13 protein-coding genes are annotated in these 13,769 nt (G+C 66.2%); 2 read left to right on the top strand and 11 right to left on the bottom strand.

Annotated features, from left to right (window positions below):
• Window positions 1-82 precede the first annotated feature (82 nt).
• Complete coding sequence (locus DKG74_RS09190) at window positions 83-1,633, top strand: putative bifunctional diguanylate cyclase/phosphodiesterase (RefSeq protein WP_165837608.1); 1,551 nt, start codon at window positions 83-85, stop codon at window positions 1,631-1,633.
• Window positions 1,634-1,635: 2 nt separating this feature from the next.
• Here DKG74_RS09190 and DKG74_RS09185 read toward each other — a convergent pair whose 3' ends face one another.
• Both DKG74_RS09185 and DKG74_RS09180 read right to left on the bottom strand, forming a co-directional pair.
• Window positions 1,636-2,553 (bottom strand): hypothetical protein, encoded by a 918-nt coding sequence (locus tag DKG74_RS09185; RefSeq protein ID WP_109904954.1) that lies wholly within the window; start codon window positions 2,551-2,553, stop codon window positions 1,636-1,638.
• A 77-nt stretch (window positions 2,554-2,630) separates the two neighbouring features.
• Window positions 2,631-4,175 (bottom strand): flavin-containing monooxygenase, encoded by a 1,545-nt coding sequence (locus tag DKG74_RS09180; RefSeq protein ID WP_207779303.1) that lies wholly within the window; start codon window positions 4,173-4,175, stop codon window positions 2,631-2,633.
• Between the two features lie 102 nt (window positions 4,176-4,277).
• On the opposite strand from DKG74_RS09180, the gene DKG74_RS09175 reads away from it, so the two are divergent.
• Window positions 4,278-4,910, top strand: a complete 633-nt coding sequence (locus DKG74_RS09175) for a TetR/AcrR family transcriptional regulator (protein WP_207779302.1) — start codon at window positions 4,278-4,280, stop codon at window positions 4,908-4,910.
• 46 nt (window positions 4,911-4,956) lie between these two features.
• Here DKG74_RS09175 and DKG74_RS09170 read toward each other — a convergent pair whose 3' ends face one another.
• The 9 genes from DKG74_RS09170 to DKG74_RS09130 all read right to left on the bottom strand — a co-directional run bounded on the left by DKG74_RS09170 (window position 4,957) and on the right by DKG74_RS09130 (window position 13,757).
• Window positions 4,957-5,850, bottom strand: coding sequence for a LysR family transcriptional regulator (locus DKG74_RS09170; RefSeq protein ID WP_165837607.1), 894 nt, complete (start codon window positions 5,848-5,850; stop codon window positions 4,957-4,959).
• Between the two features lie 46 nt (window positions 5,851-5,896).
• A complete protein-coding gene (gene speB, locus DKG74_RS09165) occupies window positions 5,897-6,850 on the bottom strand; it encodes an agmatinase (RefSeq protein WP_109904948.1) in 954 nt (317 codons plus the stop codon).
• A 2-nt stretch (window positions 6,851-6,852) separates the two neighbouring features.
• A complete protein-coding gene (gene speB / locus DKG74_RS09160) occupies window positions 6,853-7,806 on the bottom strand; it encodes an agmatinase (RefSeq protein WP_109904946.1) in 954 nt (317 codons plus the stop codon).
• A gap of 99 nt (window positions 7,807-7,905) precedes the next feature.
• Complete coding sequence (locus DKG74_RS09155; RefSeq protein ID WP_109904944.1) at window positions 7,906-8,727, bottom strand: ferritin-like domain-containing protein; 822 nt, start codon at window positions 8,725-8,727, stop codon at window positions 7,906-7,908.
• 170 nt (window positions 8,728-8,897) lie between these two features.
• Window positions 8,898-9,296, bottom strand: coding sequence for a F0F1 ATP synthase subunit epsilon (locus DKG74_RS09150; RefSeq protein ID WP_109904942.1), 399 nt, complete (start codon window positions 9,294-9,296; stop codon window positions 8,898-8,900).
• A gap of 15 nt (window positions 9,297-9,311) precedes the next feature.
• Window positions 9,312-10,730 carry a F0F1 ATP synthase subunit beta gene (gene atpD / locus DKG74_RS09145; protein ID WP_109904940.1) on the bottom strand — a complete coding sequence of 473 codons (1,419 nt, stop codon included), beginning with the start codon at window positions 10,728-10,730 and terminating at the stop codon, window positions 9,312-9,314.
• Between the two features lie 23 nt (window positions 10,731-10,753).
• Window positions 10,754-11,641 (bottom strand): F0F1 ATP synthase subunit gamma, encoded by an 888-nt coding sequence (locus DKG74_RS09140; RefSeq protein WP_109904938.1) that lies wholly within the window; start codon window positions 11,639-11,641, stop codon window positions 10,754-10,756.
• Window positions 11,642-11,667: 26 nt separating this feature from the next.
• Window positions 11,668-13,197 (bottom strand): F0F1 ATP synthase subunit alpha, encoded by a 1,530-nt coding sequence (gene atpA, locus DKG74_RS09135; protein ID WP_109904936.1) that lies wholly within the window; start codon window positions 13,195-13,197, stop codon window positions 11,668-11,670.
• A complete protein-coding gene (locus tag DKG74_RS09130) occupies window positions 13,197-13,757 on the bottom strand; it encodes a F0F1 ATP synthase subunit delta (protein ID WP_243404076.1) in 561 nt (186 codons plus the stop codon). Before DKG74_RS09130 ends, atpA begins: the two co-directional genes overlap by 1 nt.
• Window positions 13,758-13,769 lie beyond the last annotated feature (12 nt).

The raw sequence follows: 13,769 nt of genomic DNA, 5'->3' as shown, positions 1-13,769 counted from the left end.
AATGTGACAGAGGAAGGAAGCCACTGAAGTGGCATACCGGTATCCCAAACCAATCAATACGCCGAAATTGGCGATGGTACCGATGAAGCTGCTACCCCGATTCGTCACCGCCCTTAAAATTCGTCCGATCTATGCCCTGATTTTCGCGGGCACGGCGGTCGCACAGGCGGTCCTCACCCACATCGGAGCCTTCGATCTGCTTTATCGGTGGAGCCGGGCGCACGAACATTGGGAGATCGACGAGATCTTCACGACCTTCAGCGTGCTGTCCTTCGCCTTGATGGCCGTGCTGATCGTGCGCAACAAGGACGTGCGGCGGGCCCAGGCTGAACATCGGAAAGCCGAAGCGCGGGCCCATGCCCTCGCCCGCTACGATACATTGACCGGCCTCGCCAATCGGCAGGGATTTCAGGAGGATATCGCAGCGCGTTTGTCCGCCGTCGCGCCTGAGGACGGCCGCCTCGTGGTGATGATCCTCGACATCGACCATTTCAAGGTGGTGAACGACAGCCTGGGCCAGGCTGCCGGCGACAAGGTCCTGCAGCAGATCGCCGATCGGCTGCGCAGCCTCCGCGGCCCGAGTGACCGCGCCGCCCATATCGGCGGGGACGAATTCGCCCTGCTGGCCGGCCCCCTGCGGGACGACGACGACATCATCCGCCTCGCCCGGCGCGCGCTGGGCGTGCTCGGCCTGCCGATTCACCGCACCGGCCTATCGGCCAAGGTGACGGTCAGCATCGGCATCGCGCTTTATCCTGGCGACGGCGAAAGCGGCGAAATCCTGTTGCAGCGGGCGGAAAGCGCCCTCTATCGGGCCAAGGCGGCCGGGCGCAACACCTACGCCCTGTTCGACGCCACGCACCATCAGGCCCTGCACGAGCAGCGTGAAACCGAGCGGGCACTGCGCAGCGGCATCGCGCGGGGCGAGATCGTCACCCATTTTCAGCCGATCTTCGACCTTCAGTCCCGGCATCTGGTCTGTGTCGAGGCCCTGGCCCGCTGGCAGCGACCGGACCATGGCCTGATACCGCCAGCGGTCTTCATTCCGATCGCCGAAGACCTCGGGCTGATCGGCGATCTCTTCGGGCAGGTCCTGCGCAGCGCCGCGGAGGAAGCCGTGCGCTGGCCGCCGACCGTCCCGGTCGCCGTCAATCTGTCACCGCTGCAGCTTCACGACCCCGATACCGCCCAACGCATCCTGGCCATCCTCGACAGCGTCGGCCTGCCGCCGGATCGACTGGAAATCGAAATCACGGAAAGCGCCCTGCTGGCGGAAGTGGAAGCGGCGCGCCAGAGCATTCAGAGGCTGCGCCGGGCCGGCATTCATTTTGCCCTCGACGATTTCGGCACGGGCTACGCCAATTTGCACCAGTTGCGCGACCTGCCCTTCGACAAGGTGAAGATCGACCGTTCCTTTGTCATGCGGCTGGCCGATCCCGATACCGCCTGCCTGCTGGAGCGGATCATCGACCTCGCCCACGCCATGCGCCTGACCGTGGTCGCCGAAGGGATCGAGACGGAAGCGGAAGCGGCCTGGACCCGGGATCACGGCTGCCATCACGGTCAGGGCTACGGTCTCGCCCGTCCGATGCCCGCCCATGCCCTCCTCGACATGATGGCCGCGCGGCCCTGAACTCAGGCTTCGCCGCGACGCGCCTTCATCAGGCGCTCCTCGACCTCGAGACGCAGCCCAGGATCCGCTGTCGTGCCCGATGCCTCCCGCCCGAGCGCCACCTCGAGCTCTGCGGCCAACCCGTCGAGCAGGTCGCGGGTGCGCAAGGTCAGCCCGATGTCACCGCGCAAGGCCGCCAGCGCGCGTTCGGCGCTGTCACGGGCGCGGCGCGCGGCGGCGAGACTTGCCGCGCTGTCAGACTGGCCGGCCCGGCCAAGTACCGCCTCCAGCCTGTCGCGCGAAGGCACGACCAACGCCGGCACCGCCGCCCCGTCGCCGCTGAGGAGGCTGGGCGAAACGCTGGCGGGCAGGCTGCCGGCGATATTGCGGCCAAGGGCGCGACGGCGGATTTCCGTCATTTCACGCAAAGTCCCCGGGACCTGCGCCGCAAGCTCGCGGGCATGGGCGCGGTCGCTTTCCGCCCCGAGATGCTGGAGCGCGGCGAGCACCCCGGCCAGCCGGTCGAAGCGGCTTTCCAGACGTCTCCGCTCGTCGGTCTCGAACGTCAGACGATCCATGTCGGCGACCAGCGCCTGGACGACCGGCAACTGCGGCTCGAAGGCATCACGAGCGGGGGTTCGCCGCAGACCCAGCAGGTTGAGAGCGGCACGCCGGGCCAGCCAGCCGCGTGAAAGCAACAGACCGCCGGTCAGCAGCATCGCCGGCATCAGACCGACCAGCAGCCCGGCGGCGCCAAGGAAGGCACCGACGCCCGTGCTGGCATCCATGGTCAGGACGACACCGGCGCCGTAAAGCAGCCAAAGACCACCGACGATGCCGGCCGTGATACGGCGATGCCAGGTTTCGCGCCGGTTCATGGCGACGAAGAGGGCGCGCCAGCGGTCGAGACCTTCGACCGGGTCTCGATCCGTCAGGGACATGGGGGCGGGGCAGGATGACGCGACATGACGCGATTCAGCTTGCCCCGCCGGGACAGAATTTCAAGGGGTGACGCGCGCTATTCCGCCGCCACCCTGGTCGGGGAGCCACGCCGGGCCGCGATCGCCGTAGCCGGCGTCGCCTCGTAGTCGGCCGGGTTAAGCCTCGCCGTGGCCCGGCCGAAGCGGAAGGTGAAGTCCGGCCACAGGGTGACGTTGCGGCCCTGTTCATCGCGGTACCACGACAGGCAGCCGCCATTGTTCCACACCGTGCCGTCCAGCTTGCCGGCGAGCGTCCTGTTGAAGGCGGCCTGCACCTCGGGCTTCACGTCGAGGTGATTGTAGTCCCTGGCCTTCATCAGCTTCAGGGCTTCCATCACATAATGGATCTGACTCTCGATCATATAGACCATCGAGGAATGGCCGAGGCCGGTGTTCGGCCCCATCAGGAAATAGAGATTGGGGAAGCCCGACACCGTGGTGCCGAGATAGGCCTGCGCCCCGGTCTCCTTCCAGCGCCGGTTCAGGTCCTCGCCCTTGAGGCCGGTGATCGAGAAGCCCGAAAGCATGTCGGTCGCCTTGAAGCCGGTGCCATAGATGATGGCGTCAACCTCGTGCAGCTGGCCGTCCTCGGTGACGACGCCGGTCTCGGTGATCTCGCGGATGCCCGTGGTGATCACGTCGACATTCGGCCGGGCCAGCGCCTGGTAATAGTCGTTGGACAGCAGCACGCGCTTGCAGCCGATGGTGTAATCGGGCGTCACCTTGGCGCGCAGCACCGGGTCCTTGATCTGCTTGGCGATATAGCGCCGGGCGAGGCCTTCCATCTTGGTCATCAGACTGGGCTTCACGACGAAGCCGAACACCCGGGCCTCCAGATACCAGTAGATCGCCTCGCGGAAGGCGCGCTGGAAGCCGGGGATGTAGCGGTTGGCCGCCCGCTCCAGCGTGCCGATGGCGCGGTCGGGCTTCGGCATCACCCAGGGGGCGGTGCGCTGGAACAGCGAGACCTTGCCGGCATGGGGCGCGATCGCCGGCACGAACTGGATGGCGCTGGCGCCGGTGCCGATCACCGCGACCCGCTTGCCCTTCAGGTCATAGGCGTGGTCCCAGTTCTGCGAATGGAAGGTCTTGCCCTTGAAGCTCTCGCGACCCTTGATGTTCGGATAGGCCGGGATCGACAGGGCGCCCATGCCGGAAACCACGGCCCGCGCCGTGATCGTCTTGCCATCGGCCGTGGTCAGGCGCCACAGGCCCGCATCCTCGTCGAAATGGGCGCCGGTCAGGGTTACGCCATAGCGGATGTGGGGCGTCACGCCGTATTTCTGCGCCGTCCGCTCGATATAGGCGCGGATTTCCGGCTGGGGCGAATACATGCGCGACCAGTCGGGATTGGGCTCGAACGAGAAGGAATAGAGGTGGCTCTGCACGTCGCAGGCGCAGCCCGGATAGTGATTGTCGCGCCAGGTGCCGCCGATCTTGTCCGCCTTCTCGAGGACGACGAAGTCCGACATGCCCGCCTTCTTCATCGCGATCGCCATGCCGATGCCGGAAAAGCCGGTGCCGATGATGGCGACGTCATGGTCGGGCTTGGTTTCCAGCGGGTGGCGCAGGGCTGCAGTCATCGTGATCTCCTCCGGCGGGCGCATATCTGACAACGCCTCATGTCAATATCGACATTGCATCTGACAACGAGCGATGTCAATATCCATTTCATGGATGCGATCATGGACAGGCGCCGGACCTACAAGGGCGCCAGCAACGAGGAACGCCGCGCCGAACGGCGGCAGAAGCTGCTGGATGCGGCGATGAAGGTTTACGGCGCCGTCGGCTATCACGGCGCGACGGTGAAGGCGATCTGCGCCGAGGCCGGCCTGACCGAGCGCTATTTCTACGAGAGTTTCGAGAATGGCGAGGCCCTGCTGGCCGCCGCCTATCTCGCGGTGATGGAGCAGCTGACCGGCGAGATCACGGCGGCGATCACGGCCCTGCCCCGCCACGACATGGCGACCGTCGCCCGCACCACGCTGACGACCTATTACGCCCTGCTGCGCGACAATCCGAACGAGGCCCGGGTCTTTCTCGTCGAAATCCTCGGCGTCAGCCCGGCGGTCGACCGCATCTATTGGGACACGATCCGCGCCGCTTCCTTCGCCGTGCTGCGCTTCGCGCCCGATGCGACGGAAAAGGCCCGCGACCTCGGCCTCGATCTCGAACTCTTCGCCGACGGTCTGGTGGGCGCCGTCGTGCAGATCGCGCTGGGCTGGGTCCGCTCCGGCTATGCCGCGCCGATCGAGACCGCGGTCGAAACCGCCATGGCCATCCTCGGCGCCGTGAACCGGCAGTTCACCGCCGGCTGAGGGGGGCCTCTTCTTCCTCTCCTCCCCGGAGAAGAGGGCTTTTCGTTCACGCCTCCGCGTTGGCCTTGCGAAGCTCTTCGCGGAACAGGCGGACGACGGCGTTGGGCTTGCCGGCCGAGGGCATGGCCAGGGCGACATCGGACATCAGGGTGAAGCGTTCCGCGTCGACCGCCTGCATCCGGCCGGCGGCGACGAAACCGGCGGCGAAATGCTCGGGCAGGAAGCCGATGTAGCAGCCCGACAGGATCAGATGGGCCTCGGCCTCCATGTTCTCGACGCTGGCCTTGTGGCGGGCGGCGCCGATGGCGTCGAGGTCGCGCTCCAGACTATAGGCCCGGCCGACGAAGCGGGCCTTGCCGACCTCTTCCGCCTCGATCCCACCGCGCCCGAAGAAGTCGTGCCCAGCCCCGCAATAGAGCAGGCTGCGTTCGGCATAGAGCGTCTCGTAGTCCACCCCGGCGACATGATGGGGAAAAATGCCGACCGCGAGGTTCAGCCGCCCGTCGAGCAGGGCATGGTTGAGGCCGGCCGGCCGGTCCACCGTCAGGCGCAGGTGCACGTCGTTCTGGCGCGACTCGAAGCGGCGGATCGCGCCGGCGATGGGCGAGCGGGGATCGGTCACCGTCGAATCGGCGAGGCCGATGGCGAGTTCGCCCATCAGCATCCCGCGCAGCGCCGCCGTCTCGGCCCGGAAATCTTCGAGGGCGGCGAACATGCGCTTGGTCGCGACATGGACGTGTTCGCCCTTCTCGGTCAGGCGGAAGCCGCCCCGGCCGCGCTCGCACAGCACCATGCCGAGGCGCTGTTCAAGGTTGGAGAGATGGATCGACAGGGTGGAGGGCGTCAGGCCCAGCTCCGCCTGCGCCCCAGCGAAACCGCCGTGCTCGGCGAGGGCGTGAAAGACGCGCAGCAGACGCAGGTCGATATTGTCCACATTCATGGACGGCAAATTAACGGATGGCGGCGGCGCCGTCATGTCCCCTCGATCACCTTCGGTGATGGAGCACCCGGCCGATCACATTCATCAACAGCTGGGCGGCGAGGATCGCCGTGCCGCCCGTGTGATCATAGTCGGGCGCGACCTCGACCAGGTCGATGCCGATCACCTGCCCCCGCTTCGCCAGCGCCTCCAGCAACTCCAGCACCTCGTAATAGAGGAAGCCACCGTGAGAGGGCGTGCCGGTGCCCGGCGCGATCGACGGGTCGAAACCGTCGATGTCGATGGTGAAATAATAGCGGGCGCCGGCGGGAATACGCGCGATCACCGCGTCCAGCCCCAGTTTCCGCACCTGCCGCACCGAGAGAATGTCCGAGCCCATGGCCCGCGCATCCTCATAGCCCTGCCGGTTGGTCGAGGAGACATTGCGGATGCCGAGCTGGGTCAGGCCCGAGACCCAGGGTTTCTCCGCCGCGCGGCGCAAGGGATTGCCATGGCCGAAGCGGACGCCGTGGCGCTCGTCGACGAAATCGAGATGGGCGTCGATATGGACGACATGGAACGGCGCCTCGCCCTCGAAGGCATTGATGCAGCCGATGTTCACCGAGTGATCGCCGCCCAGCACGACGGGAATCGCCCCGGCCGCCAGGATCTTGCGCACGCCGAACTCGATATTGGCGAGGGAGCGGATCTGGTCGGTGTGCACGATGTCGGCGTCGCCGATATCGACGATGCGGCCCTGATCCGCCGTCAGATAGGTGACGTCGTCCTCGAAATCATAGGCGCCGTCATGGCCGAAGGAGAACAGGGTCGAAGCCTCGCGAATCGCCCGCGGCCCGAAGCGCGCCCCGGCCCGCCACTGCGTGCCCATGTCGAGCGGCGCGCCCAGCACCGCCACAGTTGCGTCGATCGCATCCCAGTCGGGACAGATCGGCGCCTTGGCGAAGGTGCAGAAGCCGGTGAACGGCAGATCGAGGCGCCCCCGGTCGTAAGCATTGGCCATGGTCAGCCCTTGATGCCGGCGGCGATGACGCAGAGCAGCTCGAACATCAGGGTCGCGCCGAGCAGCGAAGTCATGTTGGAGACATCGAAGGGCGGCGAGACCTCGACCACATCGGCGCCGATGATGTCGAGCCCGGCGAGGCCGCGCACCATGCGCTGGGCCTCGAAGGTCGAGAAGCCGCCGATTTCCGGCGTGCCGGTGCCCGGCGCCTGGGCCGGGTCGATCGAATCGACATCGAAGGAGACATAGGTCCGGCCGGCGCCGACGATATCCCGCGCCTCGGCGATGATGTCCTCGGCGGTCCGCTTGATGAATTCCTCGATGAAGATGACGCGGAAGCCGGCGGCGCGGGCGAAGTCGAGGTCCGAGGGATCGTAGATCGAGCCGCGGATGCCGATCTGGACGACGCGCTTGGGGTCCAGCAGCCCCTCCTCGACCGCGCGGCGGAAGGGCGTGCCGTGGGTATAGAGATTGTCGCCGAAATAGCGGTCGTTGGTGTCGGAATGGGCGTCGAAATGGATCATGCCTACCGGCCCGTCGGCCGCCAGCGCGCGCAGGATCGGCAGCGAGATCAGATGATCGCCGCCCGCCGTGATCGGGATGCAGCCGCCCTGCTTCAGGCCGTCGAAGAATTCGGTGATCAGGCGCAGCGAATCCATCAGGTCGATGGGATTGACCGGCGAATCGCCGAGATCGGCCACCCGTGCCCGGTCATAGGGCGCGACGCCGGTCACATGATGGATCTTGCGCATGAAGGCGGAGGCATTGCGCATTTCCCGCGGCCCGTGGCGCGCGCCGGCCCGGTTGGTGGTGCCCCCATCGAAGGGCACGCCGACCAGGGCGATGTCGACCTGCGTCGGATCGGTCAGCATCGGCAGGCGCATGAAGGTCGGCAGGCCGGCATAGCGCGGAATGGCCGCGGCATCCTGCGGCTGGGGGAAAGCACGATCTGACATGGCGCAACCTCGAAAACGCGATGTGCCATGGTCCGCCCGGCAGGCCGGGCGCACTATTCCGTTTCGTCAAACCTTGCTTCGAGGCCCACAGTGCCCGGATCAGGCCGCCATGCGCTCCAGCCGGCGGTTCCGCTTCGCCATCAGCCACCAGGCGCCGCGCTGGGCGATCTGGGCAAGCAGGCCGTGCGGTGCAAGGCCGATCGCCTTCAGGATCATCGAGATCGCCCGCGCCAGATGGCCATAGCGGTAATTGCGATAGGCCCGGCGACTATAGGCCATCATGCATTTCTCACGCTCGTAGGGCGCGTCGGGAGCGAAATTGGCGCAGTGATAGGCGTAGGCCAGTTCGTCGTCCTCGGTCTCGTTCACCCGGCCGATGGCGACCTTCAGCTTGGCGAAAAGGCCGAGGCTGTCCTTGGGATCGAAGGCTTTCAGCGTGTCGTAGAACAGCTTGAAATGACGGAATTCGTCACCGGCGATCAGATGGCTGATCTGCTTCAGCGCCGGCTCCTCGGTCGCGTCGCGGATCGCCGAATAATAGCTGGACGTGCCGCATTCGACGACGCAACGCGCCAGCAATTCGCCGGCGCGTGAGCCCCGGACGGAATCCGTGACGTCGAGCGGCAGGCGGTAGCCTTCGCGGAAACGGGCCAGCCGCTCCTCGAAATTGAAGGTCGGATCGGCCTTGCTGGCCCAGGCGGCCAGCGCCTGACCATGCAGCCGTTCTTCCCGCCCCCATTTGCGGATGGGTTCGTGCAGCCAGGTTTCGGCGCGGAAGACGTTGAGCAGATAGGCGACGTAATCTTCGGAATTAGCCTCGACGAGGCTGGCGGTCTTCACGGCCATGACCATGTCCGGGTCGATCTTGGCCGGGTCGAACTTGTCCCATCCGATATCGTCCAATCCCCAGTGACGGCTCATGCCAGATCTCTCCTGCTGTCACTTACGCAACCCGCGCATGATAGCACAGGATTTCATCGAAACCCCGGTATAGGAGAGCTTTCGGTGTCACGCAAGTGACACCCTGTTGCATAGCAAAACGGCGGTCAGGAGGCCCGACCGCCGTTTCAATCGCAAGTTTGTATCGCCGGTCAGGCGGCTTCCAGCACCTGGCGGAAGGCCGTGACCTGGGATTCGGCCAGGATGCGCTGGGCATCGTCGGCCGCCGCGGCGAGATTGGCTTCGGCGTCGGCGAGGCGTGCGGCGAGCACGTCCTTGGTCGCCACGGCGAGGTCGATCGCTTCCTCGGCGAGGACGGTCAGGCCGGCGGGCGTGACCTGGGCGAAGCCGCCCCGCACGAAGAGGCGGGCGGAGGTCTTGCCGGCGTCATGCACCTCGACGACGCCCGCGCGCAGCAGGGCGACGAAGGGGGCGTGGTCCGGCAGGACAGCGAAGTCGCCTTCGCTGCCCGGCACGACGACCATCTCGACATCGGCCGAGAACAGGCGCCGCTCCGGACTGACCAGCTCGAAATGTACCTTGTCGGCCATTGTCTCTGCCTATCCTCAGGCGGCCTCGGCCGCCAGCTTCTTGGCCTTTTCGACCGCTTCCTCGATGGTGCCGACCATGTAGAAGGCGGCTTCCGGCAGGTGGTCGTATTCACCGGCGGCGATCGCCTTGAAGCCCTTGATGGTGTCCGCGAGGGCCACGAGCTTGCCGGGGGCGCCGGTGAAGATTTCCGCCACATGGAACGGCTGCGACAGGAAGCGCTGGATCTTGCGGGCGCGGGCGACGGTCAGCTTGTCTTCTTCCGACAACTCGTCCATGCCCAGGATCGCGATGATGTCCTGCAGCGACTTGTACTGCTGCAGGATCGACTGCACCTTGCGGGCCGTGTCGTAGTGCTCCTGGCCGACGACGCGCGGATCGAGAATGCGCGAGGTCGAGTCGAGCGGGTCCACCGCCGGGTAGATGCCCAGCTCGGCGATCTGGCGCGACAGCACGGTCGTCGCGTCCAAGTGGGCGAAGGAGGTCGCGGGCGCCGGGTCGGTCAAGTCGTCGGCCGGCACGTAAATCGCCTGCACCGAGGTGATCGAGCCCTTCGACGTCGTGGTGATGCGCTCCTGCAGGTTGCCCATTTCCGTCGCGAGGGTCGGCTGATAGCCCACCGCCGAAGGAATACGGCCGAGCAGCGCCGACACTTCCGAACCCGCCTGGGTGAAGCGGAAGATGTTGTCGACGAAGAACAGCACGTCCTGGCCCTGCTCGTCGCGGAAATATTCCGCCATGGTCAGGCCGGTCAGGGCGACGCGGGCGCGGGCGCCCGGCGGCTCGTTCATCTGACCGTAGACGAGGGCCACCTTGGAGCCCGAGCCTTCGAGGTCGATGACCTTGGCTTCGACGAATTCGTGGTACAGGTCGTTACCTTCGCGGGTGCGCTCGCCGACGCCGGCGAAGACCGAGAAGCCGCCGTGAGCCTTCGCGATATTGTTGATCAGCTCCTGGATGAGCACCGTCTTGCCGACGCCGGCGCCGCCGAACAGGCCGATCTTGCCGCCGCGGGCATAAGGCGCGAGCAGATCGACGACCTTGATGCCGGTGACGAGAACCTGGCTCTCGGTCGACTGTTCGGTGAAGGGTGGGGCCACCGCGTGGATGGGCGCGCTCAGCTTGTTGCCGATGGGGCCGCGCTCGTCGATCGGCTCGCCGATCACGTTCAGGATGCGGCCGAGCACTTCCGGGCCGACCGGCACGGTGATCGCCGCGCCGGTGTCGGTGACCGGCAGACCGCGCACCAGACCGTCAGTCGTGTCCATCGCGATGCAGCGCACCGAGGACTGACCGAGGTGCTGCGCGACTTCCAGCACCAGGCGGTTGCCCTGGTTGTTGGTCTCGAGCGCGTTCAGGATCGCCGGCAGGTGATCGTCGAACTCGACGTCCACCACCGCGCCGATGACCTGGGTAATGCGTCCCTGCGTTGCCATTTCCGCCTCTTCCTATTCCAGCCTCAGAGCGCCTCGGCGCCCGAGATAATTTCGATCAGTTCCTTGGTGATCGCAGCCTGACGCGTCCGGTTGTAGGTCAGCGTCAGACGATTGATCATGTCGCCCGCGTTGCGGGTCGCATTGTCCATGGCGCTCATGCGCGAGCCTTCTTCCGAGGCCGCGTTTTCGAGGAGCGCGCGATAGATCTGCACCGCCACGTTACGCGGCAGCAGGGCTTCGAGCAGTTCCTCTTCACCCGGCTCGAAGGTGAAGATCGCACCCTTCAGGTCCGGGCCGCCGGCATCGCCTTCCGGCAGCGCGGCCGGAATGATCTGCTGGGCGGTCGGGATCTGGGCGATCGCACTCTTGAACTGGGCATAGAACACGGTCGCGACATCGAACTCGCCGGCCTCATAGAGGGCGAAGAGCCGGTCCGCGATACGGCCCGCGATGGGGAAACCCTGCTTGCGGATGCCGCCGGTCACTTCGATCGTCTCGATGATCAGCTTGGCATAGTCGCGGCGCAGGGCGTCGCGGCCCTTGCGGCCGACACAGAGGATCTTCACCGTCTTGCCTTCGGCGATCAGGGCCTGGATGCGCTGACGCGCCAGACGCACGATCGACGAGTTGAAGCCGCCGCAGAGACCGCGTTCCGCCGTGGCGACGACGAGCAGATGCACGTCGTCCTTGCCCGTGCCGGTCAGCAGCTTCGGCATGTCCTCGGTCAGGGTGATGCCCGCCGACAGCGAGGCCAGCACCTGCTCCATGCTCGCGGCATAGGGGCGGGCAGCCTCGGCGGCCTCCTGCGCACGGCGCAGTTTGGACGCCGCGACCATCTTCATGGCCTTGGTGATCTTTTGAGTCGACTTGACGCTGTTGATGCGCAGCTTCAAGTCCTTCAGGCTCGCCATCGCGGCTGTCCCTTACGCTGCGCGGATCAGGCGAAACGCTTGGCAGTGGCGTCGGCCACCGCCGCCAGCTTCGCTTCCGTGTCCTTCGACAGGGCCTTTTCCGTGCGGATCGTCGCCAGGATGTCGGCATGTTTGGTGCGGAGCTCGTCGAGCAGCGCCTTCTCGAAGGCGCCGACCTTGGCCACCGGCAGCTTGTCGAGATAGCCCTTCACGCCCGAGAAGATCGAGCAGACCTGCTCCTCGACCGGGAGCGGGTTGAACTGCGGCTGCTTCAGCAGCTCGGTCAGGCGGGCACCGCGGTTCAGCAGGCGCTGGGTCGCGGCGTCGAGGTCCGAACCGAACTGGGCGAAGGCGGCCATTTCGCGATACTGCGCGAGTTCCAGCTTGATCGAGCCCGCGACCTGCTTCATCGCCTTGATCTGCGCCGCCGAACCCACGCGGGACACGGACAGGCCGACGTTGATGGCGGGACGGATGCCCTGATAGAACAGGTTCGTCTCGAGGAAGATCTGGCCGTCGGTGATCGAGATCACGTTGGTCGGGATATAGGCGGACACGTCGCCGGCCTGGGTCTCGATGACCGGCAGCGCGGTCAGCGAGCCGGCGCCATTGGCGTCCGACATCTTGGCGGCGCGTTCCAGCAGACGGCTGTGGAGATAGAACACGTCGCCGGGATAGGCTTCGCGGCCCGGCGGACGGCGCAGCAGCAGCGACATCTGGCGATAGGCGACGGCCTGCTTGGACAGATCGTCATAGACGATCAGGGCGTGCATCCCGTTGTCGCGGAAGAATTCGCCCATGGTGCAGCCGGTGTAGGGCGCCAGGAACTGCAGCGGGGCCGGCTCGGACGCGGTCGCGGCGACCACGATCGAATATTCCAGCGCGCCATTGTCTTCCAGCATCTTCACGATCTGGGCGACGGTCGAACGCTTCTGGCCGACGGCGACGTAGATGCAATAAAGCTTCTTCGACTCGTCCGTGCCCTGGTTGATCGGCTTCTGGTTGATGAAGGTGTCGATCGCGACGGCGGTCTTGCCGGTCTGGCGGTCGCCGATGATCAGCTCGCGCTGGCCGCGGCCGACGGGCACCAGGCTGTCGATCGCCTTCAGGCCGGTCTGCATCGGCTCGTGCACGCCCTGACGCGGAATGATGCCCGGGGCCTTCACTTCGACGCGCGAACGGGTGACGTCGACGAGCGGACCCTTGCCGTCGATCGGATTGCCGAGACCGTCGACCACGCGGCCGAGCAGGCCACGGCCCACGGGCACGTCCACGATGGTGCCGGTCCGCTTGACGACGTCGCCTTCCTTGATGGCGCGGTCATCGCCGAAGATCACGATACCGACGTTGTCGGTTTCGAGGTTCAGCGCCATGCCCTTGATGCCGCCGGGGAATTCGACCATTTCGCCGGCCTGGACGCCGTCGAGGCCGTAAACACGGGCGACACCGTCACCGACGGAAAGAACCTGACCGACCTCGGTGGTTTCGGCTTCGGCGCCGAAATTGGCGATCTGGTCCTTGAGGACTGCGGAAATCTCTGCGGCCCGGAGGTCCATTATGCATTCCCCTTCATGGCGACCGCCAGGCGGTCGAGCTTGGTCTTGAGGCTGCCGTCGATCTGGCGCGAACCCACGCGCACGATCAGGCCGCCGAGGAGGCTTTGATCGACCTTGGCGTCGATCGATACCGTCTTGCCGACGAGGCGAGACAATTCGGATTTCAGCTTCTCGCCCTGCTCGAAGCTCAGCGGCTCGGCCGAGACGACCTGGGCCGTCACCTGGCCGCGCGACTTCGCCAGCAGGTCCTTGAAGGCCGAGATGGCGGCGGACAGCGCGAACAGGCGCCCGTTCTTCGCCATCAGCAGCACGAAATTGGTCACGAAGGGGCCGATCCCGGCCCGCGCCAGCAGCGCCTGCATCCCGCGCGACTGCTCGTCGCGCTTGCGCAGGGGGCTGCGCATGAAGGCCGACAGCTCGGCGGATTCGGCGATCAGCGCCGAGACCGTCGCGAGATCGCCCTCGATGGCTTCGAGGACGCCGCGTTCCCGCGACAGCTCGAAGAGGGCGCCGGCATAGCGGCCTCCAATCTGCGCAACGATGGAAGATGAGGTTGCCAAGACCCTTGCCCC

Origin of the sequence: Zavarzinia aquatilis (assembly GCF_003173035.1) — a bacterium.
Classification (GTDB): domain Bacteria; phylum Pseudomonadota; class Alphaproteobacteria; order Zavarziniales; family Zavarziniaceae; genus Zavarzinia; species Zavarzinia aquatilis.
The sequence above is the reverse complement of the archived record's forward strand: the minus strand, read 5'-3'. Positions and strand labels throughout refer to the sequence as shown.

Bases quoted from the DNA above. Each gene is read 5' to 3' on its own strand.
- DKG74_RS09180 (WP_207779303.1), bottom strand. From the start codon at position 4,175: ATGACTGCAGCCCTGCGCCACCCGCTGGAAACCAAGCCCGACCATGAC.
- DKG74_RS09175 (WP_207779302.1), top strand. From the start codon at position 4,278: ATGGACAGGCGCCGGACCTACAAGGGCGCCAGCAACGAGGAACGCCGC.
- atpA (WP_109904936.1), bottom strand. From the start codon at position 13,197: ATGGACCTCCGGGCCGCAGAGATTTCCGCAGTCCTCAAGGACCAGATC.
- DKG74_RS09185 (WP_109904954.1), bottom strand. From the start codon at position 2,553: ATGTCCCTGACGGATCGAGACCCGGTCGAAGGTCTCGACCGCTGGCGC.
- speB (WP_109904946.1), bottom strand. From the start codon at position 7,806: ATGTCAGATCGTGCTTTCCCCCAGCCGCAGGATGCCGCGGCCATTCCG.
- atpD (WP_109904940.1), bottom strand. From the start codon at position 10,730: ATGGCAACGCAGGGACGCATTACCCAGGTCATCGGCGCGGTGGTGGAC.
- DKG74_RS09170 (WP_165837607.1), bottom strand. From the start codon at position 5,850: ATGAATGTGGACAATATCGACCTGCGTCTGCTGCGCGTCTTTCACGCC.
- DKG74_RS09140 (WP_109904938.1), bottom strand. From the start codon at position 11,641: ATGGCGAGCCTGAAGGACTTGAAGCTGCGCATCAACAGCGTCAAGTCG.
- DKG74_RS09150 (WP_109904942.1), bottom strand. From the start codon at position 9,296: ATGGCCGACAAGGTACATTTCGAGCTGGTCAGTCCGGAGCGGCGCCTG.
- DKG74_RS09190 (WP_165837608.1), top strand. From the start codon at position 83: ATGAAGCTGCTACCCCGATTCGTCACCGCCCTTAAAATTCGTCCGATC.
- DKG74_RS09155 (WP_109904944.1), bottom strand. From the start codon at position 8,727: ATGAGCCGTCACTGGGGATTGGACGATATCGGATGGGACAAGTTCGAC.
- speB (WP_109904948.1), bottom strand. From the start codon at position 6,850: ATGGCCAATGCTTACGACCGGGGGCGCCTCGATCTGCCGTTCACCGGC.